Genomic DNA, 24,294 nt, shown 5'->3' with positions numbered 1-24,294 from the left:
CACAAAAGAGGCATCCATGCGGAACATCAACGAGAACACCATCACACCCGCGGTACTCGCGAGCCTCGCAGGCTGCCCTGATCCCCGGCTTCTGGAGGTCTTGTCGGCGCTGGTGCGCCACATGCACGATTTCGCGCGGGAGGTGAAGCTGACGGAGGCCGAATGGATGGCGGGGATCGAATTCCTGACCGCGACAGGACAGAAGTGCGACGGCAAGCGGCAGGAGTTCATTCTGCTGTCGGACACGCTCGGCCTGTCCACGCTGAACGTCGCGCTCAATCACGCCAAGGGTTCACAGGCGACCGAGGCCACGGTATTCGGTCCTTTTCACGTGCCCGGGGCACCGGAATTCGAACTCGGCAATGACATCTCTGGTGGCGCGGCCGGCGAACCGCTGTTCGTGCAGGCCACGGTTCGCGGGCCGAAGGGCGAGCCCATCGCCAATGCGCAGGTGGATGTCTGGCAGGCTGATGCCGAAGGATTCTACGATGTTCAACGCGCGGAGCTGTCGACAGCACAAGGCCGGGGCGTGCTGCGCACGGACGCCTCGGGACGCCTGTGGTTTCGCGGCGTGATGCCGGTGGCTTATCCCATCCCCACGGACGGCCCGGTTGGACGCATGCTTAACGCAACCGCCCGACACCCTTGGCGGCCTGCGCATGTGCACTTCATGATCGTGGCCCCGGGCTATGAAACCCTGATCACCCACGTTTTCAGCGAGGGGGATCGCTACCTCGACAGCGATGCTGTGTTCGGCGTGCGCAGTTCGCTGATCGGCGACTTCGTGCGCTATCCGCCGGGCAAGGCACCCGACGGCAGCGAGCAATCAATGCACTTCCACGTGCTCGAGTTCGACTTCGTATTGGAGCCGGTGGTGCAGACGGGCAGGCGCGACGATGCCCGGATCGTATGAAGCCGACACGTCACTTCGTCATTTCCTCTGCGGATTGGCGTGGCACGGAGTCTCTCTGACAAGAGAGTCGCGAGCGGCACCGCGCATACATCCGTCAGCCTGATCCGAATGGCGTTGCAGCGGTTCTAGGTGGGCCGACTTTGGACGCAGCGGGTCATCAGATGAACGGCACCATGCTCGTTGTCGTAACTGAGGACGAGGCTACCGCACGAGTTTTTTTGCCTCGGACCCTTAGTGAGCGGGCTGTTCGGGGAAGTGGCAGTCCGAGAGTGGAACTGGGAACTCGACCGGGCGATGAACTGAGCGCCTGACCGTGCTCCGTGTTTGTGGTCACGAGTTCCGCGCGTGTCGCGTGTTTGTCGTTCGACTGCCGGAACACTCCGGCCTCACTGGTCGTCGGTGATTTAGCAGTGGCGAGGTCCCGCTTGCTCTGCCTCAACTGCGACCGCAGAGCGTTTTCATGGGCGAACGGATCTTCAACATGACATCCGGCTTTCATTGGTCACCGAATCGTCGGCATGTCGTGCTGGTTCATGCCTTGTGCGTAGTTGAGCCCGATTCAAACTTGACCACCCGCGGTGACGACAGGATGCGAACTTCGCTGACTGAGTCTATTGTTGCGCTCCGTAGCAAGGTTTCACATTTCGGCGCGCAGGGCCACTGACCTGCGCGCATCCGTAGCCGAACGCATGATCCAGTTGGTGGGGGCGCGCCGAGGCTATTCCGATCACCAGTCGTCTCGGCCGGGCTGAGTCGCATGTCACGACTGACGATCTCGTCCAAGGCGCCGCTTGGGCAGTCCTGCCCAAGGCTGTTATTGCGTCAGTGCCGGTGCAGGTGCCTTCTGAATCGTGGCAAGGATGAGGTCCAAAATTTCGGCGTTATTCTTCTCTAGCATGAAGCCATGCGAGTTGCCGAAAACTCCGTGCTCCCACAGGCGGATTGAGGTGACGCAGCAACCTGCCTGCTGCAGATATGCAGCTGTACTTGTTTCGAACCAACGAAACACTGAGGCCTCGGCGGTCACCAGAAAAATGGGCACCTTTGCGAGTTGGACCAGTCGACGAGCCGGCTGTGTCTGCAACGCCAATGGGACAGGGCCGCTGTCGTTGACGAGATAGGAAATATCGGAAGGAGTGCTGACCGATGGGGCGTAGCTGAGCGGTGCATTGGCCACCCCCCAAGAGAGCGGCGAACCAGGTGCACCGATCAGAGGCGGCCCCAACGGTTCGCACGCAACCAGGCTGATGACCTTTTCTGGGCAAATGTCGGCGAGCAGAAATCCTGCTGGGCCGCCCGCAGAGTGCGAGAACACTACAACCTTTCCAACACGCTCGAGCAGCGCAGCTAAGGCGGCCTGATCAAGCCGCTGCGCCCTCTCGGTGTCTGCGAGCATGGGGGATTGCGAAGCTAGCAGTTGTATTACTGCCGGGTCGTCCAGCGTACTTTCACCAGGCCATTGGGTATGCGCGCTGGACGTGGGGTGGCTGCCTTCGCCATTGGCGGGCGGGAAGAACAGGCTCGCAAAGACAGCGTCCTGCATTGCTGGCGCTAGTGCACCTAATTTTGCGGAGTCATAGGGCGAGCGCCCATGTCCGATGCGGTCCACCACATACACATCGTAGCCCCTATCGGCTAACAACGGCGCCCAACCCGGGCGCGCATCTGGGGTCTGCAGCCAGTCCAGACCTTGGCCGCCACCGCCGTGAATAAACAAGTACGGCGCACGTCCGTTCGGCTGCGTAGGTACCAGATGCTCAACATACATCTGGCCTTTGGCGGCCGCGCCGCGTTCTGAAGGTTCAATTTCTGCAGTGACCCAGAATCGATCGATGGTGTACGACATCATTCACCTCCCTTCGGCTGAACAACTGAGGCGGTGAACAAGGCACGCTGTTTAAGGAGATCTTCGCGCAGAAGGTCTTCATCGTGCGAGAGCGCACGCAGATGGGCAAACATCGCGTCGCGTGCGTCGCCTTCAGGCGGATCAAAAAGCATGCCCTTCAACGTCGTAGCGACCGGTGAAACGATGCCCGTAAAGATCTCCTTGCGCCGCGCGGCGTAGAAGTCGAGGACCACTTCGTTCGCCCGACCCTTGAGCACAGCGGACAGTGCGTCGGCCAGCACATAAGCATCCATGAAGCCGCCTGATAGCCCCATTCCGCCGACTGGGTTGGTCACGTGGGCGGCGTCGCCGGCGAGCAGCACCCGTCCCCTGCGGAAGTTCTCCACACACCGCTGGTGCATGCGGTACGGCGCGAACTGCACCAACTCGTAGGAGCCGCCATACAAGCCTCGTTCAAAGTGCTTATGGATACGCTCTTCTAGACCTTCCAGCGGCAATTGTTCGGACTCGCGGAATGTGTAGCGCCACAGGTCCGACTTGTCGATGCGGGCGATGACCGCGCCGTATTCGCTGTCAATGCGCCATGCCGCACTGGGTAGCCCGTGCGCGGCGAAGTCGTAACGGATGTTGGTGGAGACGAAGCGATCCGGCCAAGTCATGCCTGGGAACTGAAAGCCCGCCAGGTCGCGCACCGCGCTGGACGCACCGTCAGCCCCGACGACATACGCTGCTCGTACGCTGATCGGCTTTCCATCAGCGCCAGCATAGACGACAGTGGCTGCTGCTTCGTCCTGTGAGATCGAAGTGATTGGACAGCCCCACTGAACTTCCACGCCTTCCCGGCTCAGAGCCTCAACCAGGATGCTGCTAACGTCTCCCTGGCCCAGCTGAAGGCCGTATGGGTGAGGCACGTGACCTTTGAGGACTTCCAAGCTCTGTGAAAACTGCTCGCCCGTGCGGAAGTTGATAAAGCCGCAACCATTGCCTATATAGGCCTTTTCCGTGATCGCATCGAGCACGCCGAGCCGCTCCAGCGCTTCCAGCGAAGGAAAGGGGTATGCCATGGCTCGCGGAGACGTGTTCAGTTCTAGGGCTTTTTCCAGAATCAGAACACGTCCCCCCGCAGTGGCTACCCCTAGGGCGGTGGCAAGGCCTACGGGCCCCGCGCCTACCACCACAACGTCAATTGCGCTTGCCATCATCACTTCTCCTCATTTAATGTAAATGTGAACCAACATTCACATAACTATCATACGAAGAAGAGCGACGCCAAATATCGGTAGTTTCACTAATGGATGAGGTCAGTTTTGGAAGCGCAGTTCGCCGAACAGCAGCAGGCTGACAGTTCGTGTCAATCCGTCAGCCAAGTCATCCCAACTGAAGTCAGTCGGCGACTCGAGATTCGCTCCATTGACTACGCGGTGCGTGCATGTTGCGTAGACCAGGCGGTAGGCGAAGTCGAGCACTTTTCCGGAATCAGGATGCGTGAACAGCTCGTGACTCGGACGCAGAAGGCTACAAAAGAAAAGTCGCCCCTCATGGCTAACTTGTCTTCCTTGGTGAAACGTGGCCGGATCGTCTTGCCCTAGCGTGACAAAGACGCGCATCAGTCGCTCGTGCGCTCGATAGGTCTCGACTATGGCGTGCACCGCCACCCGCACGGCATCGAAGGGCGCCGTAGCCGCGTCGATCTGATCGCGATGCATTCGCGTGTAAGCTTCGTCGCGAAATGAGGTTGTGAATTCCTCTAGCAACGCCGTCAGCAGTCCCTCTTTGTCTCCAAAACGGCGATAGACGGTTCCGACCGAAACGCCAGCCCGGCTGCTCACCCCCGGAATGGTCAGGCCGCTCAAACCTTCTTCCTCGAGGATGCAGAAACCAGCGTCGAGTAGTGCACGTGAGGTCTTGCGGCTTCGCGTCTGTTGGGCCTTTAGCAGCGGCCTGGCGTTGCCGATCTTCGGTGTTTCAGCTATGCGACCCGGTATCGCCTGCTCTGCGTGGGCTGCGAGAGCCGAGGTTTTCTCATGGGTGGGGCTGTTCTTCATCATCGCTTCCGACTTTCACTGATAGCCTGACTCGTTGGCATGTTCGAGCTGGGTTGGTCTGAGTTGCAGGTAGACAAAGCCGATCCGATATGACCACTCGTTGGAGTGAATCCCTGCGGCTGGACCACCGGGCTCATGCGACCTAGCCGCCTTCCGAGCAAGTCGGGATTCGAAATCGCTCGGTGGAAGATGGCCGAACGCCGAGTGAAGCAGCTTTGCGCTGTAGATCTTCAATGAAACGTGGAGGCCGGCTGGCGACATCACCGAAGGTCTCGTAGCCGCCGACGTAGACGTCCTCGCCCTTAAGCGTCTTCATGAAGCTCTCGGCCTGCGCATTGTGGTAAGGGTTGCTAGGGGAGCTCATCGATCCGCGCAGTCCTGCTTCTTGGAGGGCCCTGCGATAGGTTTCACTTGCATATTGGGCGGATTCAACCGGTCGTCGCAACACTGGGTTGAACGGATTTTAGGTACTCATTCAAGGTCTCAGCTGCATCCCTTTCAAGTCTTTCAAACTTGATCATCCAAGCTGCTGATTGCACGGGATGTCCGTGTGATCTGGGAGCACAAGATCTGGCAAAAAGTCATGGAGCGGTTCGAGCAGCAAGCTCCCGATGCGGTCATGGCGCATCTGGCATTCGACCGGGCGTTGCCGGCGAGCTGGATCGACGACGTGTTCCAGGCACATCGGCAACGGCAGTACCCGCGCGAACTGCTGTTCCCCAGCAGGGTGGAGCTGATGCTGCTGGTCAAGCTGGGGCTGCGGCCCTCGCTGCACGCAGCCGCGCGCAAGATGGCGTTCGGCCGCCCGTGTCATTGGCGGCGCTGTACGCCAAGGTGCAGCGCACCCAGCCTGCGGTGCTGCGTGCGCTGGTGCAAGGCAGCGCCGAGCGACTTGTGCCGCTGGTGGGCTGCCTGCCCGAGCGCCAGAGCCTTGCGGGCTGGCAGCTGCGGGTGTTTGACGGCAACCACCTGCAGGCCAGCGAGAAGCGGGTGGCGCTGCTGCGCGGGTTCCGCGGCGCGGCATTGCCGGGCCACACGCTGGTGGTGTACGACCCGGTGAGCAGCCCTGCGATACGGGCGTCGCTGAGGCTTCCATGATGCAAATTAGGAAGGCCAGTGGTGGGGCCGCTGCAGCCCCTCGGATACTTAACCCGTACCCAACTTCAGGCACTCTGAACCCGGTAAGGGCTTTGCTTCTCCATCGCGTCTTGTTCGCGGAATCGCCGTGGCGACTGGCCGGTGGTGCGTTTGAACACTTTGGAGAATCCGAAGGCGTCCTGGTACCCCACGGCGACTGCGATCTGTTCCAGCGTGTGCTGCGTGTCGGCCAGCAGTTGTATCGCTTTTTGCATGCGCAGCGTGCGCAGGTGGTTCAGCGGCGTATCGCCCATGGCAGTGCGAAAGCGCTCGGCCAGTGTCGATCGCGAGAGGCCCACCTGCTGGCTCAGTTCTTCCAGCGTCCAGCCGTGGTCAAGGTTCCCGTGCATGAGGATCAAAACCTGGCGGATCGGGCGGTCGGCGATGGCGTGATGCCAGCCCGGCTTTTCTGTACTTTCGCGCTCGGCGATTTCGCGCAGCGAAAAAGCGAACAACGCGTCCAGCAGTCCGTGTGAGGCTGAGGTAGCGCCCAGCGCTTGATCCCCGAGCTCGCGGTCGAGCAGGCCGATGGTCAGTGGAAGGGGCGAGAGCTGGGGCAGCGTGTGGCCGCGCACCACAAACCACGGGGGCAGGCTGCGCAGGAAAGGATGCAACGGATCGTGCCAAAGCTGGTAGGCGGCGCTGATCACCTGCGTGCTGCTGCTGTCAGGCGCAGCACGTTGCTCCATGCCAACAAACGGCGTGATCGCAACGTCAGTGCTGCGCTCGGGTGGTGCTCTGTCCAGCGAGAGCATGTGCACGCAGCCCCGTGCCATCAGCACAAGGTCCCCCGCCTGCAGCGCAAGCGGCTCGTCGAGGTTGGGCGCATGCACGAAGGCGCGGCCACGCATCACGGCGTGCAGCCCAAAGCTGCGTTCGCAGGGAAAGCGCAGTGCTGTAGACGGGGTGAGCGGGTGCAGATCCAGCAAGCGGCGGCGTAGCCCGGCGACATGAAGTATGTCGGAGAGGATGTCCATAGGGATCGCATTTTGGACGATTAGACATGAATATTGGAATTTAATGCATTCCCGGATTGCAGCTCGGCGAACACACTGAAAGCCTCTCCACCAACAGCGGTTTCTAAGATGACCACCACCCTCGTGATCGGTGCCAATGGCCAGATCGGCTCGACCCTCGTTCCATTGCTTGCTGCTCAAGGTCAGACCGTCCGCAGTGCAACCAGCCGCGAAGCTTCGAGCCCCCTTGAAATCCAGGTAAACATGGCCACCAGAGAAGGCCTGTCCGACGCCTTGGCGGGTGCTGACCAGCTGTTCCTGATGGCGCCGCCCGGTTTCGCCAACCAGCACGAACTGCTGATCCCCGCCATCGACGCCGCAAAAGAAGCTGGAGTGCGCAAGGTTCTGATGCTCTCCGCCTTGGGAGCGGACACCGACGACAGCATTCCGATGCGCCGAGCGGAAATTCACCTGGAGCAATCGGGCTTGGCTTGGAACGTGATCCGCCCCAACTGGTTCATGCAGAACTTCCACACCTTCTGGTTGCACGGCATTCAGAGCCAAGGCCAAATCCTCCTGCCGACGGGCAACGCCAAGGGCAGCTTCATCGACGCGCGCGACATCGCGGCCGTGGCTGCGAAATTGTTGAGCAGCGATGAGCTCGTGAATGCTGCACACGACCTGACGGGCAGTGAGTCGCTGGATCACACGCAGGTCGCTGCCATCCTGTCGAAGGCGGCGGGCAGGACTATCGGCTATACCGACGTCCCCGAAGACGCAATGCGCCAGGGCCTGCTGAGCGCGGGCCTGCCGGCCGACTACGCCGAGTTCCTGCTGAGCATCCTGGGTATGTTCAAGGCTGGCCTTGCCGATCGCATCACCGACACAGTGCGGCAAATCACGGGGCATGATCCCATCCGCATGGAGCAGTACGCTCAGGACTTCAAGGCGCACTGGGCTTGACGGCGCACCGGCTTCCGATCTAGCGGAAGTAGTCCACCGCTTGATCGGACCAAAGGTCTCGTTCGCCCTTCGGTTAAGACCGGTCCGATAGTGAACCGACCCTACTGTGTATTTTTCGCGACCTGCAGTCGGGCCCGAGGGTAGAAGTAAGAGCTTCTTGCCAAGCGCAGCGCTTCAAGCAGATCTGCCAAGAGCTTTTTTGCCCCGGCGGCCACGCATTCTGAGCTTTCTCTCACTTGCGCCTCAGTCGCGTAGCCGCTCGGCCACGAACTGTCGGAACAAACCCATCGACGGCGCCTCGGTGCGCCCGGCCAGCGTGACGAACGCACAGCGCGCGCCAATAACCAACGGCGGCTCGGTCGCCAGTTCGGCCAGCTGTCCAGCCTCGATGCCGGCGCGTGCAGCCGCCAGGATGCCGAGGTAGATCGCGTCCGAGGCCTGGACCGTCGCGATCAGGCTGGCGATGTCGTCGCAACGCAGGCTCACGGCCTGCTGCGGGTCGGCCCGTGGCCCGAAGCAGTTGACCAGCATATGTGCCACTTCCGCGCTCAGCGGTATCGAAGCCAGCGGGTAGCGCAGCATGTCGTCAAAAGACACCGGCCCGCCGGTTTGCAGCAAGGGATGGCCGCTGCGGCAGACAAAGCCGGAACGCAGTTCGACCAGGTTCTCGATGGCCAGGTCGGGCGCTGGTGCGATGCGGCGAACGTCGATCACCAGCGCGTCCAGCGTGCGCTGGCGCAGTTGCATCAACTGCAACTCGGCCGCGCCCGGCGACACGCTGACCTGCACGCCCGGATGGTGTCTGGCCATGTGGCGCAGGAACGGCGTCATCAGCATCGCGCCCGGCCCCGACCCCAGGCCGATACGAATGGCGCCCAGGTCGCCTTGCTTGAGCAGCTCGGCGCTGCGGCGCAGTTCGGCCGCCTCAAACACCATGCGCCGTGCACGCACCGCCACGGCCTGGCCCAGCGGCGTGAGCTCGTTGCGCTTGCCCGTGCGGTCGATCAGGCGCGCGCCCAAGTCGCCTTCCAGGGTCTGGATGCTGCGGCTCAGCGCCGACTGCGTCAGATGCTGCTGCTCGGCGGCGCGGCTGAACGAGCCGGTCTCGGCCACGGCGAGCAGGTGTGCGAGGTGTTGGAGGTTCATGGTGCAGGCGCATGGTATGAGTAATACGACCATCAATGACAAAAATAATGCATTGGACTCATTATTTCAGGATGCCTAGCATCGTGAAGTGCATCCCCCTATGCACTCATTCCAAGGAGACATCTCATGAACGCATTCAAGAAATTCGGCCCCCTGCTGGCAGGTCTGCTGCTGGCCACCGGTGGAGCCCTCGCCCAAACCTACCCGACCAAACCGGTCAACCTGATGGTGCCCTACCCGGCCGGTGGCTCGTCGGACGCGATGGCGCGCATCTTCAACATGCCGCTCAGCAAGGAACTCGGCCAACAGGTGATCGTCGAAAACCTCGGCGGTGCCAGCGGCGCGATCGCGGCGCAGAAGGTGCTGGCGGCGCCCGCCGATGGCCATTACCTGTTCCTGGGCACGGCCAACGAGGTCATCCTCTCACCGCTGGCCAATGCGGCGGTCAAGCTCAAGACCGAGGACTTCCGTCTCGTGCAGCCGGTGACCGAATCGGTGATGGTGTTTGTCGCGCGCAAGGACCTGCCGGCCAACAACGTCGACGAATTGATCGCACTGGCGCGCAAGTCGGGCGACAAGCCGCTGAGCTACGGCAGCGTGGGGATCGGCTCGCTTTACCACTTCATCCTCGAGGACGTGCAGCAGCGCAAAGGCATCAAGCTGACGCATGCGCCATACAAGGGCAATGCGCCGCTGTTGCAAGACATCGGCGGCGGGCAGGTCGACTTCGCGGTGCTGGTGTACAGCGCCGCGATGGGCGGACTGGTCGAACAGGGCCGGCTCAAGGTGATCGGTCAGCTCGGCGAGCAGCGTTCCGAACTGCTGAAGAATGTGCCGGCCGTCAGCGAAGGCAAGGAGCTGAAGAACTTCTCGTACAAGATCTGGAGCGGCATCATGGTGCGCAAGGATACGCCCGAGGACGTGGTGCAACGCCTGCACAAGGCGATCGGCGCGACGCTGCAGGATCCCTCCGTGCGCTCGCAACTGGCAGCGCAAACGCAGGTGGCATCGCCACTGATGTCGCTGGCCGAATCGAGCAAGTACTTCGAGGCCGAGACCGCGCGCTACCGCGCCAGCGCCAAGTCGATCAACCTGCAACCGCAATGAGGAGCGGGAATGAGCATGCTGCTTGATGCGCTGAACGAACGGGTCGACGAGTTCATCGGCCTGCGGCGCGACATCCATCGCCACCCCGAGCTGGCGTTCGACGAACACCGCACCTCGGCGCTGGTGGCGGAGAAGCTGCAAGCCTGGGGCTACGAGGTCGAGCGCGGTCTGGGCGGCACCGGCCTGGTCGGCCGGCTGGTGCGAGGCGACGGCAAGCGCCAGCTCGGGCTGCGCGCCGATATGGACGCGTTGCCGATCGATGAAGCCACCGGCTTGGGCTACGCGAGCTGCCATGCCGGCGTGATGCACGCCTGCGGCCACGACGGCCACACGGCGATGCTGCTGGCCGCCGCGCAGTATCTCGCCGAGCGGGGGCGCTTTTCTGGCACGCTGAACCTGATCTTCCAGCCGGCCGAAGAAGGCGGCGGCGGCGCCCTGCGCATGATGGACGATGGCCTGTTCGACAAATACCCGTGCGACGCGATCTTCGCGATGCACAACATGCCCGGCGTGCCGCAGGGCCGGCTGGTGCTGCGCGAAGGCCCGGCAATGGCCTCGTCGGACTACGCCACCGTCACGCTCACCGGCATCGGTGGTCATGGCGCCATGCCGCACCGCGCGGCCGACCCCGTCGTGGCGGCGGCGAACATCGTGATGGCGTTGCAGACCGTGGTGTCGCGCAACATCGATCCGCTGCAGATGGCGGTGGTGACGGTGGGCGCGCTGCACGCAGGCAAGGCCAACAATGTGATTCCGCAAAGCGCGACGCTGGAGATCAGCGTGCGTGCGCTCGATCGCGCGGTGCGCGGCAAGCTGGAGCAGCGCATCAAGGCGTTGATCGCCGCGCAGGCCGAAAGCTTTGAGGTGCAGGCGCAGATAGCCTGGCGGCCCGGTTATGCGGTGCTGGTCAATACGCCCGAAGAAACCGCCTTCGCCCGCGAGGTGGCGCTGGAGCTGGTCGGTTCCGAGCGCGTGACCCTGCAGGGCCCGGCCGTGTCCGGCAGTGAAGATTTCGCCTTCATGCTGGAGCGCGTGCCCGGCAGTTATCTGTTGATCGGCAACGGCGATGGTGACAGCGCCGGTGCATGCATGGTGCACAACCCGGGGTACGACTTCAACGACGCCAATCTGCCCATAGGTGCGGCCTACTGGGCGCTGCTGGCGCAGCGGTTTCTGGTCTGAGCAGGCGGCGCTGCGGGCAGAACGCGAGGAGTTGATTGCGAAGCTTGCGCAGATTGAACGGGGGTGCTGCCGGACAGCGGCCCCAACTTCGATGTGTTCGAGCAGATCGGCGAGGCCGGCTTCTTCGACGCCACGACTGTTGACGCCAACCGGAAGTGGCGGTGGGGCGGCAAATCTTGGACTGGTTATGCCGCGAGCCCTGGCTCTTCCGATATTCAACGGGACTGAGAGAACCGAGGGAGGTTTTGATCCGCTTCTCGTTGTACCTATGAGTCTAGTGCCTGAGTGAATTGCTCAATGCTGGTTGACCGCCAGTTGCGAGCTATTTTTGCATTGAAATATTAGCAAGTTTGCATGTGGTGATAAATTGTTTCAGGAAATTGGGAATGACCCTGCTCCTTGAGAAAGCCTAGCATCAGGCGCATTGCCGCGCTGTTGTGACGTCGATGCGCGTAGGACGCCAAGATCCATCGTTCGTCATGAATGAATTCCTGGAGCACCGGGACTAGCATGCCCCGACCAAGATAGTGTGCGGCCAGAGGGGAGGGTACGTATGTCGGGCCAAGGTCTCTGACTGCAAGTTCTATTAGCGACGCTGGATCATTGGTGTCCATCCTGCTCGGAAGGTTCATGGTTTGACGTTGACCATCGATGCTGAAAACAATGGGCGTGTTGAATGGTGCGGCCAAGCTCAGCAGAGAATGACGACGGAGATCCTCTGGCATTGTTGGTAGCCCTCTAAGTTCCCAGTATCGAGGCGAGGCACACAACACCATCTCATAACTGAACAGGCGGGTGACGATCAAGCCCTCATTGGGGACGGCTCCACCATTGATCCAGATATCAATCCCCTCTTCAACCAGATTGGGAGCGTCATTGCGAGATTCCAAACTGATATGCACATCAGGATGCAATGTCATGAACACGCTCAGCAGCTGAGGGAGCCATCCTCCGGAGACCGCATGTGGCGCACACAGGCGAAGGCGTCCTTTTGCAGTGGCACCATACTGCTCAAGCTCCTGGAGTGTGCGATCAGCAATCTCTACGATATCAACACTTCGTGCCAAAAGAAATTCGCCTGCTTCGGTCAAGCTTAGAGATCGTGTTGACCGGTTTAGAAGCCGAACGCCGCTACGCGACTCGAGCGTACTCACATACTTGCTGACGGTCGATTTCGACAGGCCCAAAGACGCCGCTGCTCGAGAAAAGCTTCTGCGTGTCGCTACCTCGCGAAATGTTTTGATTAAGTCAAGTCCATCCATGGTGCAGTGCGTGCTCCAGGTAAAGCTCGGTAGTGCCGGGCGCCTGTGCGCCCAGGAATTGGAAGGTGCAGCGCTTCAAAGTGTTGGGCAGCGTCGCGTAAAACTGCATCCATTGGTCCTCAACCATGGAAGAGTACATCGCTTCGTTGGACTAATGAAGCAGCAGGTCTATAAGGAGAATCGTCCCAAACAGACCACCAGTTAACATGAAGTACGCCAAAGGCGCGCCGGCCATCGTTTCCCACCATCTCGGTGGGCCGTACGGCTTCGTCTTGTTCTTCCTGGTATTCATTCATCGTCCTTAAGTCTTGCATGGCAATGGTTCGGGTCGGAGTGTTCATTGCAAGTCTATGCACAGGCCGTAGTGGAATCTCCGTTGGAGCATCAGCTCACGACGTTTTGTCCGAAGGCGTGACGGCCGCTGCCGCGCCCATGGTCTCGTCCCAACCGCCGCCGAGCGTCTTGTAGAACGTCACCAGGTTGGTGAAGCGCGACAGGCGGGTGCCGATCAGGTCCTGCTCGGCGCTGTAGAGCGAGCGCTGCGAATCGAGGACGCTCAGGTAGCTGTCCACACCGCGCCGGAAGCGCGCATCCGAAAGCCGGTAACTCTCTGCCGTCGCATCCACCAGCGACTGCTGCGCGTCGAGTTGGCGCCCGAGCGTGCTGCGTTGGGCCAGCGCATCCGAGACTTCGCGAAACGCCGTCTGGATCGCCTTCTCGTACTGCGCCACCGAGATGTCGCGGCTCACCGTGGCGATCTTGAGGTTGGCGCGGTTGGCGCCGCCATCGAAGATCGGCAGCGTGATCTGAGGCACGAAGCTCCAGTTGCCCGAGCCGCCCTTGAACAGGCCCGAGAGTTCGCCGCTCGACGTGCCGGCCGACGCGGTGAGGCTGATGCGTGGATAGAAGGCCGCGCGCGCCGCGCCGATGTAGGCGTTGGCCGCCTTGAGATCGCGCTCGGCCTGCAGGATGTCGGGGCGGCGCTGCAGCAGTTCCGAGGGCAGCCCCGGCGGGACGGTGGCCAGCGGGCTCGCGGCTGCCGTCGCGCCGTCGGGCAGGGTCTGTGGCATCAGCTCGTCCGGTACTTCCGCGCCCACGAGCAGGATCAACGCATTTCGATCCTGCGCCACCTGCGAGGTGTAGCGCTCGACGTCGACGCGTGCGGCATCCACGGTGGTCTGTGCCTGACTCAGCGTGAGCGCCGACGCTACGCCCAGCTCGAAGCTGCGCTGGTTCAGACGATAGGAGTCGCTCTGGCTCCGAAGCGTGTTGCGCGCGAGTTTCAGCCGATCCTGGTCGGCGGCGAGCGTGAGGTAGCGGGTTGCCACCTCGGCCACCAGGGTGATCTGCGTGCTACGACGCGCCTCGGCTGTGGACAAGAACTGCTCGAGCGCCTGTGCGCTCAGGCTTCGCACGCGGCCGAACAGGTCGATCTCGTAGGCGCTGAAACCGAGCGATGCGCTGTACTGATGCGAAGTAAGCGCTGCGCCCGTGGATGACAGATCAGCCGGCGTGCGGCTGCCGCTGCCGCCAGCACTGGCGTTGACGGTGGGGAAGAGCGCCGCGTCCTGCACCCCGTACTGCGCGCGGGCCTTCTCGATGTTCAGCACCGCCACGCGCAGGTCGCGGTTGTTGGCGAGGCTCATCTCGATCACGCGCTGCAGCGAGGCATCGGTGAACACGTCTCGCCAGCCGAGATCGGAGACAGGCGTGGAGGCCCTGTCAGCCCCCGAGCCGTCGGCAAACTTGGCCGGCACGGGAGCCGCGGGTTGCTGGTAGACGGGTATCAGGCTGCAGCCGGCCATCAGGGCCGCGAGCGCGAGCGGTGTAAAGCGAAACAGGTTCATAGCAGACACCTCAGGATGCGGCCGCAGCCGGTTGTGCGTGGGAGGCCGGCGCGGTGGAACCGCCTTTGAAGAGGCCGCGCACCAGCACGAAGAAAAGAGGCACGAAGAAGATCGCGAGGATGGTGCCGGACAGCATGCCGCCGATCACGGCCGTGCCCAGCGCATGCTGCGCGCCAGCTCCGGCGCCGCTGCCCAGAACCAGCGGCAGAACGCCCAGGATGAAGGCCAGCGACGTCATGAGGATGGGACGCAGGCGAAGGCGAGCCGCTTCCAGTGCGGACTCGACCAGTCCCTTGCCCTGCGCATGCAGGTCTTTCGCGAACTCGACGATCAGGATGGCGTTCTTCGATGCAAGGCCGATCGTGGTCAGCAGGCCCACCTGGAAATAGACGTCGTTCATCTTCCACGTCAGGATCGCGCCGAGCAGCGCGCCGAAGACACCGAGCGGCACCACCATGATCACAGAGAACGGGATGGCCCAACTCTCGTAGAGAGCAGCAAGACAGAGGAACACGATCAGGATCGACAGCGCGTACAGCATGCCGGTCTGCCCGGTTGACGCCTTCTCCTGGCGCGACAGCCCGGTCCATTCGTAGCCGATGCCTGGCGGCAACTGCGCAACGGCCGCCTCCACGATGGCGAGCGCCTCGCCACTCGATGCGGCTCCCGGCAGTGCCATCCCCAGGATTTCCACCGAGGGGACCCCGTTGTAGCGCTCCAGGCGAGGCGAGCCGGAGCCCCAACTTGCCTTGGCGAACGACGTAAAGGGCACCATCGTGCCGGTGCTGTTGCGCACATACCAGCGATCGATGTCGCTAGGCAGCATGCGGTACTGCGCATCGGCCTGCAGCATCACTTTCTTCACGCGCCCCTTGTCGATGAAGTCGTTGACATAGCTGCTGCCCCACGCGGCTGAGAAGGTGTCGTTGATATCGCTCATCGAAAGACCCAGGGCCTGTGCCTTGTGCGAGTCGATCTCGAGCTTGAATTCGGGCGAGTCCTCCTGGCCGTTGGGGCGCACGGCCACCAGGCGCTTGTCCTTGGCCAGCGTGGCGAGCAACTGGTTGCGCGCCTGCATTAGGGCCTCATGCCCGAGGTTGGCGCGGTCCTGCAGCATCAGGTCGAAGCCGGTTGCGTTGCCGAGTTCCGCCACGGCCGGCGGTGCGAAAGCAAACACCTTCGCGTCACGGATCGTGCTGAAGAAGGCGCTGGCCTTCGCCGCGACGCCCGTCACACTCAGCGCTTCGCCCTCGCGCTCGTCCCATGGCTTGAGCTTGATGAAGGCCAAGCCCGTGTTCTGCCCGCTGCCGGCGAAGCTGAAGCCCGCCACCGTGAAGATGCCCGAGACCGCATCTTTCTGGTCGACCAGGAAATGATGCTCCACCTGGCGGGTCACTTCTTCCGTGCGTGCGTTCGTCGCGCCCGGCGGCAGCTGAACCAGCGCGAACAGCGTGCCTTGGTCTTCGTCCGGCAGAAAGCCAGCCGGCAGCTTCATGAAACCGAACACCACTGCGGCCAGCAGGACTGCATACACGATCATGTAGCGCCAGCCCTTGCCCACCATGTGCCGTACGATGCCCTGGTAGCGGTGGTTTCCGCGGTCGAAGCTGCGGTTGAACCAGCCGAAGAAGCCAGTGCTTGCCATCGCATGGCCCTTGGACACCGGTTTGAGCAGCGTTGCGCACAGGGCCGGTGTGAGCACCAGCGCCACCAGCACCGACAGCGTCATCGCCGAGACGATCGTGATCGAGAACTGCCGATAGATCACGCCCGTGGAGCCACCAAAGAAGGCCATCGGCACGAACACCGCCGCCAGCACCAGGGCCACTCCGACCAACGCGCCAGTGATCTGGCCCATTGACTTGCGCGTGGCCTCCTTCGGTGAGAGACCTTCCTCCGTCATGACGCGCTCGACGTTCTCGACCACCACGATCGCGTCGTCCACCAGCAGCCCGATGGCAAGCACCATCGCGAACAGCGTCAAGGTGTTGATGGTGAAACCGAAAGCTGCGAGTACGCCGAAGGTGCCCAGCAGCACCACCGGCACGGCAATGGTCGGTATCAGCGTGGCGCGGAAATTCTGAAGGAAGAGATACATCACCAGAAACACCAGCACCACGGCCTCGATGAGCGTGCGCACGACTTCCTCGATGGAGATGCGCACGAAGGGCGTGGTGTCGTAGGGCTTCTGCACCTTCATGCCCTGCGGAAAGAACTTCTCCAGTTCGGCCACCCGCGCGTCGACGACCTTGACCGTGTCCAGCGCATTGGCGCCCGCAGCCAGCTTGATGGCCAGGCCGGCGGCCGGCTTGCCGTTGTAGCGGGCGACCGTGTTGTACGACTCACTGCCGAGCTGGATGCGGGCAACGTCGCGCAGCCGGATCTGGGAGCCGTTGGTCTGCGTGCGCAGGAGGATGTCCTCGAACTCCTGCGCGGTTTTCAGACGCGTCTGCGAGGTGATGGTCGCGTTGATCTGCTGGTTGCCGGCCGCTGGCATGCCGCCCAACTGACCGGCCGACACCTGCGCGTTCTGTGCCTGGATCGCGTTCTTCACGTCCAGCGGCGTGAGACTGAAGTTGGCGAGCTTGTTCGGGTCCAGCCAGACGCGCATGGCGTATTGCGAGCCGAAGAGTGTGGTGTCGCCCACACCTTCGACGCGACTGAGGGCATCCTGCACGTTCGCGGCCACATAGTCCGACAGGTCGGACCCGTTCATGCTGCCGTCCTCGGAGACGAAAGCCAACACGGTCAGGAAGTTGGTGGCCGACTTCGTGACGGTGACGCCTTGCTGTTGAACCTCCTGCGGCAGCAGCGGCGTGGCCAGCGAGAGCTTGTTCTGCACTTGCACCTGCGCGGTGTCGGGGTCGGTGCCGTTCTCGAAGGTGAGCGTGATGGTGACCGAGCCCGATGACTCGCTGGTCGAGGCCATGTAGCTCAACCGGTCCAGCCCCTTCATCTTCTGCTCGATGACTTGGGTGACGGTGTCTTCCAGCGTCTTGGCGGAGGCGCCAGGGTAGTTGGCGGTAATCGCAACGGCAGGGGGCGCAATGCTCGGGTACTGCGCGATCGGCAAGGTGGCGATGGACATGACGCCACCCAGCATCACGATGATGGCGAGGACCCACGCGAAGATGGGCCGGTCGATGAAGAAACGTGCCATGTTTGTCTCTTGCGATCAGTTGGCCGTGCCGGCGGCGTCGGACGGGGCCGCCTTGGCGGTTTCGGTGCCGGTCCTGGGTCGGGGACTCCACTGCACCGTCTTCACCTGGACGCCAGGCGCTGCGTTTTGCTGGCCGTCCACCACCAGCTTGTCGCCGGCCTGCAAGCCGCTGCGCACCAGCCACTGGTCACCGATGGCGCGCTCGGTCTCGAGCGCGCGCCGCTGCAACTTGTTCTGGGCATCCACCACGTAGGCCGTCGGCTTGCCGGCGCCGTCGCGCGACACCGCCTGCTGCGGCACCAGAAGCGCCTGTTCTTTCACGCCTTCCTGCAGTACGGCTCGCACGTACATGCCGGGCAGCAGGTCCGCAGCGGGATTGGGAAACACCGCGCGCAGCGTGATGGCGCCGGTGTTCTGGTCCACCGTGACGTCCGAGAACTCGAGCTTGCCTTCCAGCGGATACGTACTGCCGTCTTCCAGCATCAGCTGTACCTTGGCGGCATTGGAACCGCTCTTCTGGAGCTCGCCGCGCGCCATGGCCTGCTTGAGCCGCAGCATCGCGGCACTCGGTTGCGTCACGTCGACGTAGATCGGGTCGAGCTGCTGGATGGTTGCCAGCGCCGTCGACTGGCTGGCCGTGACCAGCGCGCCGGGCGTGACCGTCGACTTGCCGATACGGCCCGAGATCGGCGCATCGATGCGCGCATACGCGAGGTTGATGCGGCTCGTTTCGACATTGGCCTTAGCCGCGGCGACATCGGCCTCGCCCTGCTGCAGTGAAGCCGCGGCATCGTCGTAGTCTTGCTGGCTCACCGCCTTGATGGCGACCAGTTCCTTGTAGCGCTGGGCCTTCAGCCGCGTGGTGCCCAGGCTGGCCTGCGTCTTGGCGAGCGCGGCGAGGTTGCTGTCGTAGGTCGCCTTGTACGTGGCGGGGTCGATCTGGTAGAGCGTTTCGCCGGCTTTCACGTCGCTGCCTTCGCGGAACTTGCGGGATTTCACGATGCCGCCGACCTGCGGGCGCACGTCGGCAATGAGGAAGGGCACGGTGCGCCCCGGCAGTTCGGTCGTGATGGCAACGCGCTGCGGCTGCACCGTGACCACGCCGACCTCGGGCGTGCCGGGCGCCGGAGGCGGGCCGCCTGGCGGCTTGCCGCAGGCAGCGAGCATGCAGGTGGACACAAAGGCCGCGACAAAGGTCAAGCCGTAGGTGAAAGGGGGGCGCATGGCGATTCTCCTGGGAAACGACAGGACGTTGGCGTGTCCGATCGATGATTAAATAGACAGTGCTGTATTGAAATGTAGTTTGACTAACTGGGCCTGTCAATCAATAATGAGCACGTGTGTATGAAAATAAAAGGAGACGTGAGATGCGAGTGAAAACCGAAGCCAAGCGCGAAGCCATCGTCCAGGTGGCATCGGAAGTGTTCAGAGAGCTGGGGTTCGAGGGCGCCTCCATGGTGGAGATCGCTGCACGCGTGGGCGGCTCGAGGGCAACGATCTATGGGTACTTCAGCTCCAAGGAGGAACTCTTCGTCGCGGTGACGCACGATATGGCGAAGACCCACTTCGAGCCGATCTTCGCGGCGCTGGAGCATGAGAGCGATGGCGACTTGACGCAGGTGCTACAGCGTTTTGGCGAAAAGGCGCTGGCCGTCGTGTGTTCGCAAGAGGCCATTCAGGCGCGCAGGGCTGTGATCGCGGAGTCCGGTCGCAGTGACATCGGGCGGCTCTTCTATGAAGGGGGGCCGCACAAGGGGCTGACCGAGGTGGCCGCTTTTCTGAAGCTGCAGATCAACAAGGGACGGTTGCGCAAGGTGGATCCGTTGGTGGCAGCGCACCATCTGATGGCGCTGCTGGAATCGGAAACCGTCACACCGTGTCTGCTCGGCATCGAAGGGCCAAGAACCCGAAAGGAACTGCGAGAGGCGACACAACGTGCCTTGCAGGTGTTCCTTGGTGGCTACGCTTCGGTCGCCAAGGCTGCGGGATGACATTGGATCGAGGCGCCTCGTCCACGCAGGCTGATCGGCAAGCCTGCCGCTTGCGGTGTCACGGGTGGACATACGCCCGCGGGAGGGGCTATGGGCTGCGCAATCGCCCGCGAATTTCGCGGCTTGCGTCCAACGTAGGTCAACCGGCAAAGTGACCGGCACAACAAGCTCCCACGGCGGTGATTGCACTCCGTAGCCGTCAGCAGCCCAGGCGTCGCTCTTGCGCCAGCAGTCAGACCGATGTTGATGAAGGAGGTGTGAACGTTGTTGACCAACGCACCCGCATGGTGGGGCTCCTTGACGCCGACGACCATGCCTTTCGTGAAAGCGGCGAACAACACACTTTCGCTGCTTTCGAAAATTAGCGGAAAAGCATATGTTCATGCCAGGGTGAGTTGAGAAGAATCCGCCCCAACGAGCAATCGTTACCAGTCATACGACACCCGCTGCCAGTGCTGCCAGCGAGGCGTCGGGCAATAAAGCCCGAATCGGTTTCAACACCGGTTCGGGCTTTTTTGTTTTTTCGGTCGCAACGAAGCCTTTGCAAAACGGATGCGCGTCATCCGGGGGCGGAGCTTTGTCCGAAGAAAGACCGGTGACGTTCCAGGCTCGTTTGCAGGAGCCGCGCGGCGGGAGGAGACACCCAACGCACAGCCTCGAAGGTCGGATGTTCCTAATGACTCGCGCACCGCCCGACTGCCAGTTCGACATCGCGTGGATGCTCCCGCCGTCATCGCAGTGGTGACCTACGAAAACCCGCCCATCGTAGAGGCGGTGCTCGAGATCGGCGCCAAGGCCGTGCTGCCCTCGCCAGGGCGATCGTTTGGGCTGGTGGTGGCTCGCGAGGCCCATAAGGAAAGCCGCTTGCTTGCGCGTCGCCTGCGCAAGGTCGAGGCCAAACTACTCGATGTACGGCAACTCCTCAAGGCCAAGAGCATCCCCGTGAAAACACGCAGCGTTTCCAAGGGACAGGCGCACGACGATGGAAGAAATCGCGGCGGCCATCGTGAACGCCAACGAGATTCTTTCGCTGGGCGAGCGCAAACCCCCTCCGTGCTGACAGGCGTCGGCTGCCACAGCCCACTCCGTGAACGCTGCCACGGCAGCAGGGCGGTGATTCCCATACTGCATGCTGAAAACGATCGCCTGGAGCGCTGCCGCTTCACAGCGCGGAGCGCCTTTGGCCGGGGCCGGTTGGGAAGTCGGCGCCCGACGCCCCCGCGCTCGCTGCTACTGCGCTGGCGCTACAGCGCCGCAGTCGGGCTTGAGTCCGAACGGTGGCTGCTCACGCATCTACAGAGGTTGCGCCGTCGAGCTTGCTAAGCGATGCACTGCACCATCTGCGCGGGCAGTGGCCCAAGCGCACTTGATTTCGGAACTGCGAGTATTGGTCTCTGCGCGACGGCGGTGGCGATACAACGCGAAAGGGCGGCGTTCGTCATCCCTTAGGTCTTGATGCCAATGTCCCTAAGTAAAAACCCTGCACTTTGGAAGATCCGTCTGATCGTCATCGACGATGAAACCGCCATGGACATTTATTGAGCGATAGGACACAATGTGTCATCACATGCCGGTCTTCCCTCGTTTGAACCCAATGCGCGAGATGACGTGGATGGGTTAATTGGGAGATGAAGATGTTCCATATACGTCCTGCGCGAACGGCGCCGGAAGCACGTTCACGACGTTGGTCACCCGGCATGCAGTTAAACATGCACCCAGAAATCGAGGCCTTAACCATGACCGCACAGCAGAGCACCTTCGGGCTCGACAAAGCGACACTCGTATCCCAGTCCACCGAGCGCATGGACCGGCAGTTCAAGTCAAGCGACTACTCTCTGAGGCAAAAGCTGGCGCTGACGTGCCGGATTCTCTTTGAGAACGGCCATGACTCAGGCCTTGCCGGCCAGATCACGGGGCGAACCGCCACTCCAGGCCAGTACTACACACAGCGACTGGGTTTAGGTTTTGACGAGATCTCCGAGAGCAACTTGCTTCTGGTCGACGAGGATCTGAACGTGGTGGACGGCAGCGGCATCCCGAACCCTGCCAATCGCTTTCACTCTTGGGTGTACCGTGCGCGACCAGACGTGAACTGCATCATTCATACCCACGCACTTCACACCGCAGCCTTGGGAATGTTGGAGCAGCCATTGCAAGTCTCCCACATGGACAATTGCGTCCTCTATGACGATGTTGCATTCGTAGCGAAGTGGCCGGGTATCCCCGTAGGCAATGAAGAAGGTGAACTTATTTCATCAGCGCTCGGGAAAAAGCGTGCCTTGATGCTTTCTCACCATGGTCTCCTGATTGCCGGAAGCACAGTGGAGGAAGCATGTGTCCTTGCAATAGCTTTCGAGCGTGCGGCTCGCATGCAGTTGCTCGCCAGCGGCGCGGGTGAGATCAAGCCAATCGATCCTTCGCTCGGTGCAGAGGCACGAAACTGGGTGTCTCGCCCAACGCGCAACATGGTCGCGTTCGAGTACTACGCACGCCGGATGCTCAAGAACCCCAACAATTCGGACTGCCTCGACGCAGCCCGTGGTGCTTCGATCACCGCGTAGTTCACGAGGCAGTGCCACTCGCGCCAGCACGACGCCAAGCGACCAAGTTTGCCCGAGCTGCGTATAGCAGCTATTACCTGCAAAGCATGGCACGACGTTCCTATCAATAGGATACTTTGTGTCGTAAACACTGCGCTCCACCGCGGAGCTGGAGCTAAAGAAGATGAATGAAGACCTGCGCCCCAAAGAGTACTTCGACGATCGAGCAACGCGCGACATGGCTCGGCACCTGGAGTCTCCGAAACGGAGCATGAAGGAGACCATGGCGTACGCGTGTCGCATTCTGGCAATGACGGGCCAGGAAGCTGGTCTCGCCGGACAGATCAGCACCCGTTCGGAGCGAGAAGGCGCATACTGGACCCTGCGCTTCGGACTCGGCTTCGACGAAGCCACGCCTGACGATTTCATTGAGGTCGACGGTGACCTGAACACCCTCACAGGATCGGGCATGCCCAACCCGGCAACGCGATTTCATCTCTGGGTCTACCGTGCACGACCGGATGTTCAATCGATCATTCATACCCACTCTCCGTGGGCGTCTGCGCTCGCAGCGGCTCGCCAACCGCTTGTCATCTCGCAGATGGACATGACGCCGCTTCACGACGATTGTGCATTCCTGGGCGAGTGGCCCGGAGTACCCATCGCGGACGATGAAGGGGTCATCATCTCCGGCGCACTCGGCAAGAAGCGCGCAATCGTGTTAGCCCACCATGGTTACCTCACCGCAGGAAAGACTGTTCAAGAGGCGACGTATTTGTCGGTGTACCTGGAGCGAGCGGCAAGAATGCAAATGCGTGCTCAAGCCTCGTTCGGTCCACTCACCCCCGTCGATGATGCCTTGGCGCGCGAGGCGCACGACTACCTGCTGAAACCTTCGATTGTGAATAGCACGTTCGACTACTGGTGCCGACAGACGCGGGGCCCGGCATCGCCACTCCCGGCTTGACCAGCGTTTCCTGCATGTAGTGCACCTGTGAGTGGCGGCAGGATCGGATTCCTCCTTCTCCTCGATCCTGCCAACCTCATCCACGAAGCCCCGGTGACCTATCACTGCTACCGGGGTGGATCCCGACCTCACGTTTCGCTGTCGCGCACATAAGCGGCGTGAGCACGCTCGTCCCGCTCTTCTATAACTATCTGGAGACAATCATGAACATCGTTCGCCTCGCCGCATTTGCGGTCTCTGCTGTCTGCTTTGCCGGGCTCGCCCATGCCGGACAGACGTTCGACACGGTCAAGAAGCGTGGCTTCGTGCAATGCGGCGTTTCCACCAATCTGCCCGGCTTCGCCTTCACCGACAGCAAGGGTGAGTGGCAAGGCATTGATGTCGATACGTGTCGCTCCATTGCGGCCGCCATGTTCGGCAACGCGACAAAGTTCAAGGTTGTTCCGTTGACCACCCAGGCGCGCTTCACGGCACTCCAATCGGGCGAGGTGGATGTCCTCACTCGCAACACCACCCAGACGATGTCCAGGGACACCACCCTGGGCCTGATCGGGGTGGGCGTCAATTTCTATGACAGCCAGGGAATCATGGTGACGAAGGACGCCAACGTCACCAGCGCCAAGAACCTTTCGGGCGCGACTATCTGCGTCCTCCCGGGCACCACGACCGAGTTGAACCTTACCGACTGGTTTCGCGGGTTGAAGCAGACCTTCAAGCCGGTGCTCCTGGACACCGTCGACGAGATCAAGCGCGCGTTCGCTGCAGGACGCTGCGACGGCATCACGATGGACAAGTCTCAGCTCGCGCTCGCACGCGTTAACTTCGGAAACTCGGACAAGTACGTCATCCTGCCCGAGGCGTTGTCCAAGGAGCCGCTCGGCCCCATGGTCCGACAAGGAGATGAAGCATGGTTCAACGTCGTGCGCTGGACGTTGAATGCGTTGCTCGAAGCAGAGGAATACAACCTTAGCTCGAGGAATGTAGACGAGGCGGTCAAGAACAACACTTCTCCGAACATCCAACGCATCCTTGGCACGACGCCCGGCATGGGCAAGGGGCTGGGTCTGGACGACAAGTGGGCCTACAACATCATCAAGCAGGTCGGTAACTATGGTGAGGTTTTCGACCGCAGCGTTGGTGCGAACAGCCCGATGAAGCTGGAGCGAGGACTGAATGCGCCTTACAGCAAGGGTGGGTTGATGTACGGCTGGCCGATCCGCTGAGGACGCTGC

At 61.9% G+C, this 24,294-nt stretch carries 19 protein-coding genes and 1 pseudogene; 11 read left to right on the top strand and 9 right to left on the bottom strand.

The annotated features are described in order from the left end of the window. Positions 1 to 16: 16 nt before the first annotated feature. Positions 17 to 913, top strand: a complete 897-nt coding sequence (locus tag ACSFBC_RS05880) for an intradiol ring-cleavage dioxygenase (RefSeq protein ID WP_435509394.1) — start codon at positions 17 to 19, stop codon at positions 911 to 913. 814 nt (positions 914 to 1,727) lie between these two features. Here the strand turns inward: ACSFBC_RS05880 and ACSFBC_RS05875 are convergent. The 3 genes from ACSFBC_RS05875 to ACSFBC_RS05865 form a co-directional block, all read right to left on the bottom strand. Continuing rightward, positions 1,728 to 2,759, bottom strand: coding sequence for an alpha/beta fold hydrolase (locus ACSFBC_RS05875; protein ID WP_435509393.1), 1,032 nt, complete (start codon positions 2,757 to 2,759; stop codon positions 1,728 to 1,730). Then, a complete protein-coding gene (locus ACSFBC_RS05870) occupies positions 2,759 to 3,958 on the bottom strand; it encodes an FAD-dependent oxidoreductase (RefSeq protein ID WP_435510026.1) in 1,200 nt (399 codons plus the stop codon). Before ACSFBC_RS05870 ends, ACSFBC_RS05875 begins: the two co-directional genes overlap by 1 nt. 102 nt (positions 3,959 to 4,060) lie before the next feature. Next, positions 4,061 to 4,804 carry a TetR/AcrR family transcriptional regulator gene (locus tag ACSFBC_RS05865; RefSeq protein WP_435509392.1) on the bottom strand — a complete coding sequence of 248 codons (744 nt, stop codon included), beginning with the start codon at positions 4,802 to 4,804 and terminating at the stop codon, positions 4,061 to 4,063. Positions 4,805 to 5,423: 619 nt separating this feature from the next. On the opposite strand from ACSFBC_RS05865, the pseudogene ACSFBC_RS05860 reads away from it, so the two are divergent. After that, positions 5,424 to 5,860 (top strand): annotated as a pseudogene (locus ACSFBC_RS05860) (transposase); the annotation flags it as partial. Between the two features lie 107 nt (positions 5,861 to 5,967). Here the strand turns inward: ACSFBC_RS05860 and ACSFBC_RS05855 are convergent. Beyond that, complete coding sequence (locus ACSFBC_RS05855; protein ID WP_435509391.1) at positions 5,968 to 6,918, bottom strand: cupin domain-containing protein; 951 nt, start codon at positions 6,916 to 6,918, stop codon at positions 5,968 to 5,970. A 108-nt stretch (positions 6,919 to 7,026) separates the two neighbouring features. Here ACSFBC_RS05855 and ACSFBC_RS05850 point away from each other — a divergent pair, with 108 nt between their 5' ends. Next, positions 7,027 to 7,860 (top strand): SDR family oxidoreductase, encoded by an 834-nt coding sequence (locus ACSFBC_RS05850; RefSeq protein ID WP_435509390.1) that lies wholly within the window; start codon positions 7,027 to 7,029, stop codon positions 7,858 to 7,860. 243 nt (positions 7,861 to 8,103) lie between these two features. Here the strand turns inward: ACSFBC_RS05850 and ACSFBC_RS05845 are convergent, their stop codons facing one another. Then, entirely contained in the window at positions 8,104 to 9,006 is a 903-nt protein-coding gene (locus tag ACSFBC_RS05845) for a LysR family transcriptional regulator (RefSeq protein ID WP_435509389.1), read from the bottom strand. 126 nt (positions 9,007 to 9,132) lie between these two features. Between ACSFBC_RS05845 and ACSFBC_RS05840 the strand changes: the two genes are divergently transcribed. From ACSFBC_RS05840 to ACSFBC_RS05830, 3 genes are all read left to right on the top strand, one after another. Beyond that, entirely contained in the window at positions 9,133 to 10,113 is a 981-nt protein-coding gene (locus ACSFBC_RS05840) for a tripartite tricarboxylate transporter substrate binding protein (protein ID WP_435509388.1), read from the top strand. Positions 10,114 to 10,122: 9 nt separating this feature from the next. Beyond that, a complete protein-coding gene (locus ACSFBC_RS05835; protein WP_435509387.1) occupies positions 10,123 to 11,295 on the top strand; it encodes a M20 aminoacylase family protein in 1,173 nt (390 codons plus the stop codon). Between the two features lie 63 nt (positions 11,296 to 11,358). Continuing rightward, positions 11,359 to 11,523 (top strand): hypothetical protein, encoded by a 165-nt coding sequence (locus tag ACSFBC_RS05830; protein WP_435509386.1) that lies wholly within the window; start codon positions 11,359 to 11,361, stop codon positions 11,521 to 11,523. A gap of 113 nt (positions 11,524 to 11,636) precedes the next feature. Here ACSFBC_RS05830 and ACSFBC_RS05820 read toward each other — a convergent pair whose 3' ends face one another. From ACSFBC_RS05820 to ACSFBC_RS05805, 4 genes are all read right to left on the bottom strand, one after another. Continuing rightward, a complete protein-coding gene (locus ACSFBC_RS05820) occupies positions 11,637 to 12,557 on the bottom strand; it encodes a LysR family transcriptional regulator (RefSeq protein WP_435509385.1) in 921 nt (306 codons plus the stop codon). A 389-nt stretch (positions 12,558 to 12,946) separates the two neighbouring features. Next, positions 12,947 to 14,404 carry an AdeC/AdeK/OprM family multidrug efflux complex outer membrane factor gene (gene adeC, locus ACSFBC_RS05815; RefSeq protein WP_435509384.1) on the bottom strand — a complete coding sequence of 486 codons (1,458 nt, stop codon included), beginning with the start codon at positions 14,402 to 14,404 and terminating at the stop codon, positions 12,947 to 12,949. A gap of 10 nt (positions 14,405 to 14,414) precedes the next feature. Then, positions 14,415 to 17,564: an efflux RND transporter permease subunit gene (locus ACSFBC_RS05810; protein WP_435509383.1), complete on the bottom strand. Its 3,150-nt coding sequence runs from the start codon at positions 17,562 to 17,564 to the stop codon at positions 14,415 to 14,417. 15 nt (positions 17,565 to 17,579) lie between these two features. Beyond that, on the bottom strand, positions 17,580 to 18,788 hold the full coding sequence (locus ACSFBC_RS05805) for an efflux RND transporter periplasmic adaptor subunit (protein WP_435509382.1): 1,209 nt from the start codon (positions 18,786 to 18,788) through the stop codon (positions 17,580 to 17,582). 143 nt (positions 18,789 to 18,931) lie between these two features. Between ACSFBC_RS05805 and ACSFBC_RS05800 the strand changes: the two genes are divergently transcribed. The 5 genes from ACSFBC_RS05800 (at position 18,932) to ACSFBC_RS05780 (ending at position 24,285) form a co-directional block, all read left to right on the top strand. After that, entirely contained in the window at positions 18,932 to 19,555 is a 624-nt protein-coding gene (locus ACSFBC_RS05800) for a TetR/AcrR family transcriptional regulator (RefSeq protein ID WP_435509381.1), read from the top strand. Positions 19,556 to 20,269: 714 nt separating this feature from the next. Next, the gene (locus ACSFBC_RS05795) at positions 20,270 to 20,878 is read left to right on the top strand and encodes an ANTAR domain-containing protein (RefSeq protein ID WP_435509380.1); all 609 of its coding nucleotides are present in this window, start codon (positions 20,270 to 20,272) and stop codon (positions 20,876 to 20,878) included. A 386-nt stretch (positions 20,879 to 21,264) separates the two neighbouring features. After that, positions 21,265 to 22,116 carry an aldolase gene (locus tag ACSFBC_RS05790; protein ID WP_435509379.1) on the top strand — a complete coding sequence of 284 codons (852 nt, stop codon included), beginning with the start codon at positions 21,265 to 21,267 and terminating at the stop codon, positions 22,114 to 22,116. Positions 22,117 to 22,279: 163 nt separating this feature from the next. Continuing rightward, positions 22,280 to 23,062: an aldolase gene (locus tag ACSFBC_RS05785; protein ID WP_435509378.1), complete on the top strand. Its 783-nt coding sequence runs from the start codon at positions 22,280 to 22,282 to the stop codon at positions 23,060 to 23,062. Between the two features lie 203 nt (positions 23,063 to 23,265). After that, positions 23,266 to 24,285 (top strand): amino acid ABC transporter substrate-binding protein, encoded by a 1,020-nt coding sequence (locus ACSFBC_RS05780; RefSeq protein WP_435509377.1) that lies wholly within the window; start codon positions 23,266 to 23,268, stop codon positions 24,283 to 24,285. Positions 24,286 to 24,294 lie beyond the last annotated feature (9 nt).

The sequence above is a fragment of the Variovorax frigidus genome (assembly GCF_051216515.1).
Classification (GTDB): Bacteria; Pseudomonadota; Gammaproteobacteria; order Burkholderiales; family Burkholderiaceae_C; genus Variovorax.
This window is presented reverse-complemented; position numbering and strand designations above follow the sequence as displayed.

Bases quoted from the DNA above. Each gene is read 5' to 3' on its own strand.
- ACSFBC_RS05880 (WP_435509394.1), top strand. From the start codon at position 17: ATGCGGAACATCAACGAGAACACCATCACACCCGCGGTACTCGCGAGC.
- ACSFBC_RS05875 (WP_435509393.1), bottom strand. From the start codon at position 2,759: ATGTCGTACACCATCGATCGATTCTGGGTCACTGCAGAAATTGAACCT.
- ACSFBC_RS05870 (WP_435510026.1), bottom strand. From the start codon at position 3,958: ATGGCAAGCGCAATTGACGTTGTGGTGGTAGGCGCGGGGCCCGTAGGC.
- ACSFBC_RS05865 (WP_435509392.1), bottom strand. From the start codon at position 4,804: ATGAAGAACAGCCCCACCCATGAGAAAACCTCGGCTCTCGCAGCCCAC.
- ACSFBC_RS05855 (WP_435509391.1), bottom strand. From the start codon at position 6,918: ATGGACATCCTCTCCGACATACTTCATGTCGCCGGGCTACGCCGCCGC.
- ACSFBC_RS05850 (WP_435509390.1), top strand. From the start codon at position 7,027: ATGACCACCACCCTCGTGATCGGTGCCAATGGCCAGATCGGCTCGACC.
- ACSFBC_RS05845 (WP_435509389.1), bottom strand. From the start codon at position 9,006: ATGAACCTCCAACACCTCGCACACCTGCTCGCCGTGGCCGAGACCGGC.
- ACSFBC_RS05840 (WP_435509388.1), top strand. From the start codon at position 9,133: ATGAACGCATTCAAGAAATTCGGCCCCCTGCTGGCAGGTCTGCTGCTG.
- ACSFBC_RS05835 (WP_435509387.1), top strand. From the start codon at position 10,123: ATGAGCATGCTGCTTGATGCGCTGAACGAACGGGTCGACGAGTTCATC.
- ACSFBC_RS05820 (WP_435509385.1), bottom strand. From the start codon at position 12,557: ATGGATGGACTTGACTTAATCAAAACATTTCGCGAGGTAGCGACACGC.
- adeC (WP_435509384.1), bottom strand. From the start codon at position 14,404: ATGAACCTGTTTCGCTTTACACCGCTCGCGCTCGCGGCCCTGATGGCC.
- ACSFBC_RS05810 (WP_435509383.1), bottom strand. From the start codon at position 17,564: ATGGCACGTTTCTTCATCGACCGGCCCATCTTCGCGTGGGTCCTCGCC.
- ACSFBC_RS05805 (WP_435509382.1), bottom strand. From the start codon at position 18,788: ATGCGCCCCCCTTTCACCTACGGCTTGACCTTTGTCGCGGCCTTTGTG.
- ACSFBC_RS05800 (WP_435509381.1), top strand. From the start codon at position 18,932: ATGCGAGTGAAAACCGAAGCCAAGCGCGAAGCCATCGTCCAGGTGGCA.
- ACSFBC_RS05790 (WP_435509379.1), top strand. From the start codon at position 21,265: ATGCACCCAGAAATCGAGGCCTTAACCATGACCGCACAGCAGAGCACC.
- ACSFBC_RS05785 (WP_435509378.1), top strand. From the start codon at position 22,280: ATGAATGAAGACCTGCGCCCCAAAGAGTACTTCGACGATCGAGCAACG.
- ACSFBC_RS05780 (WP_435509377.1), top strand. From the start codon at position 23,266: ATGAACATCGTTCGCCTCGCCGCATTTGCGGTCTCTGCTGTCTGCTTT.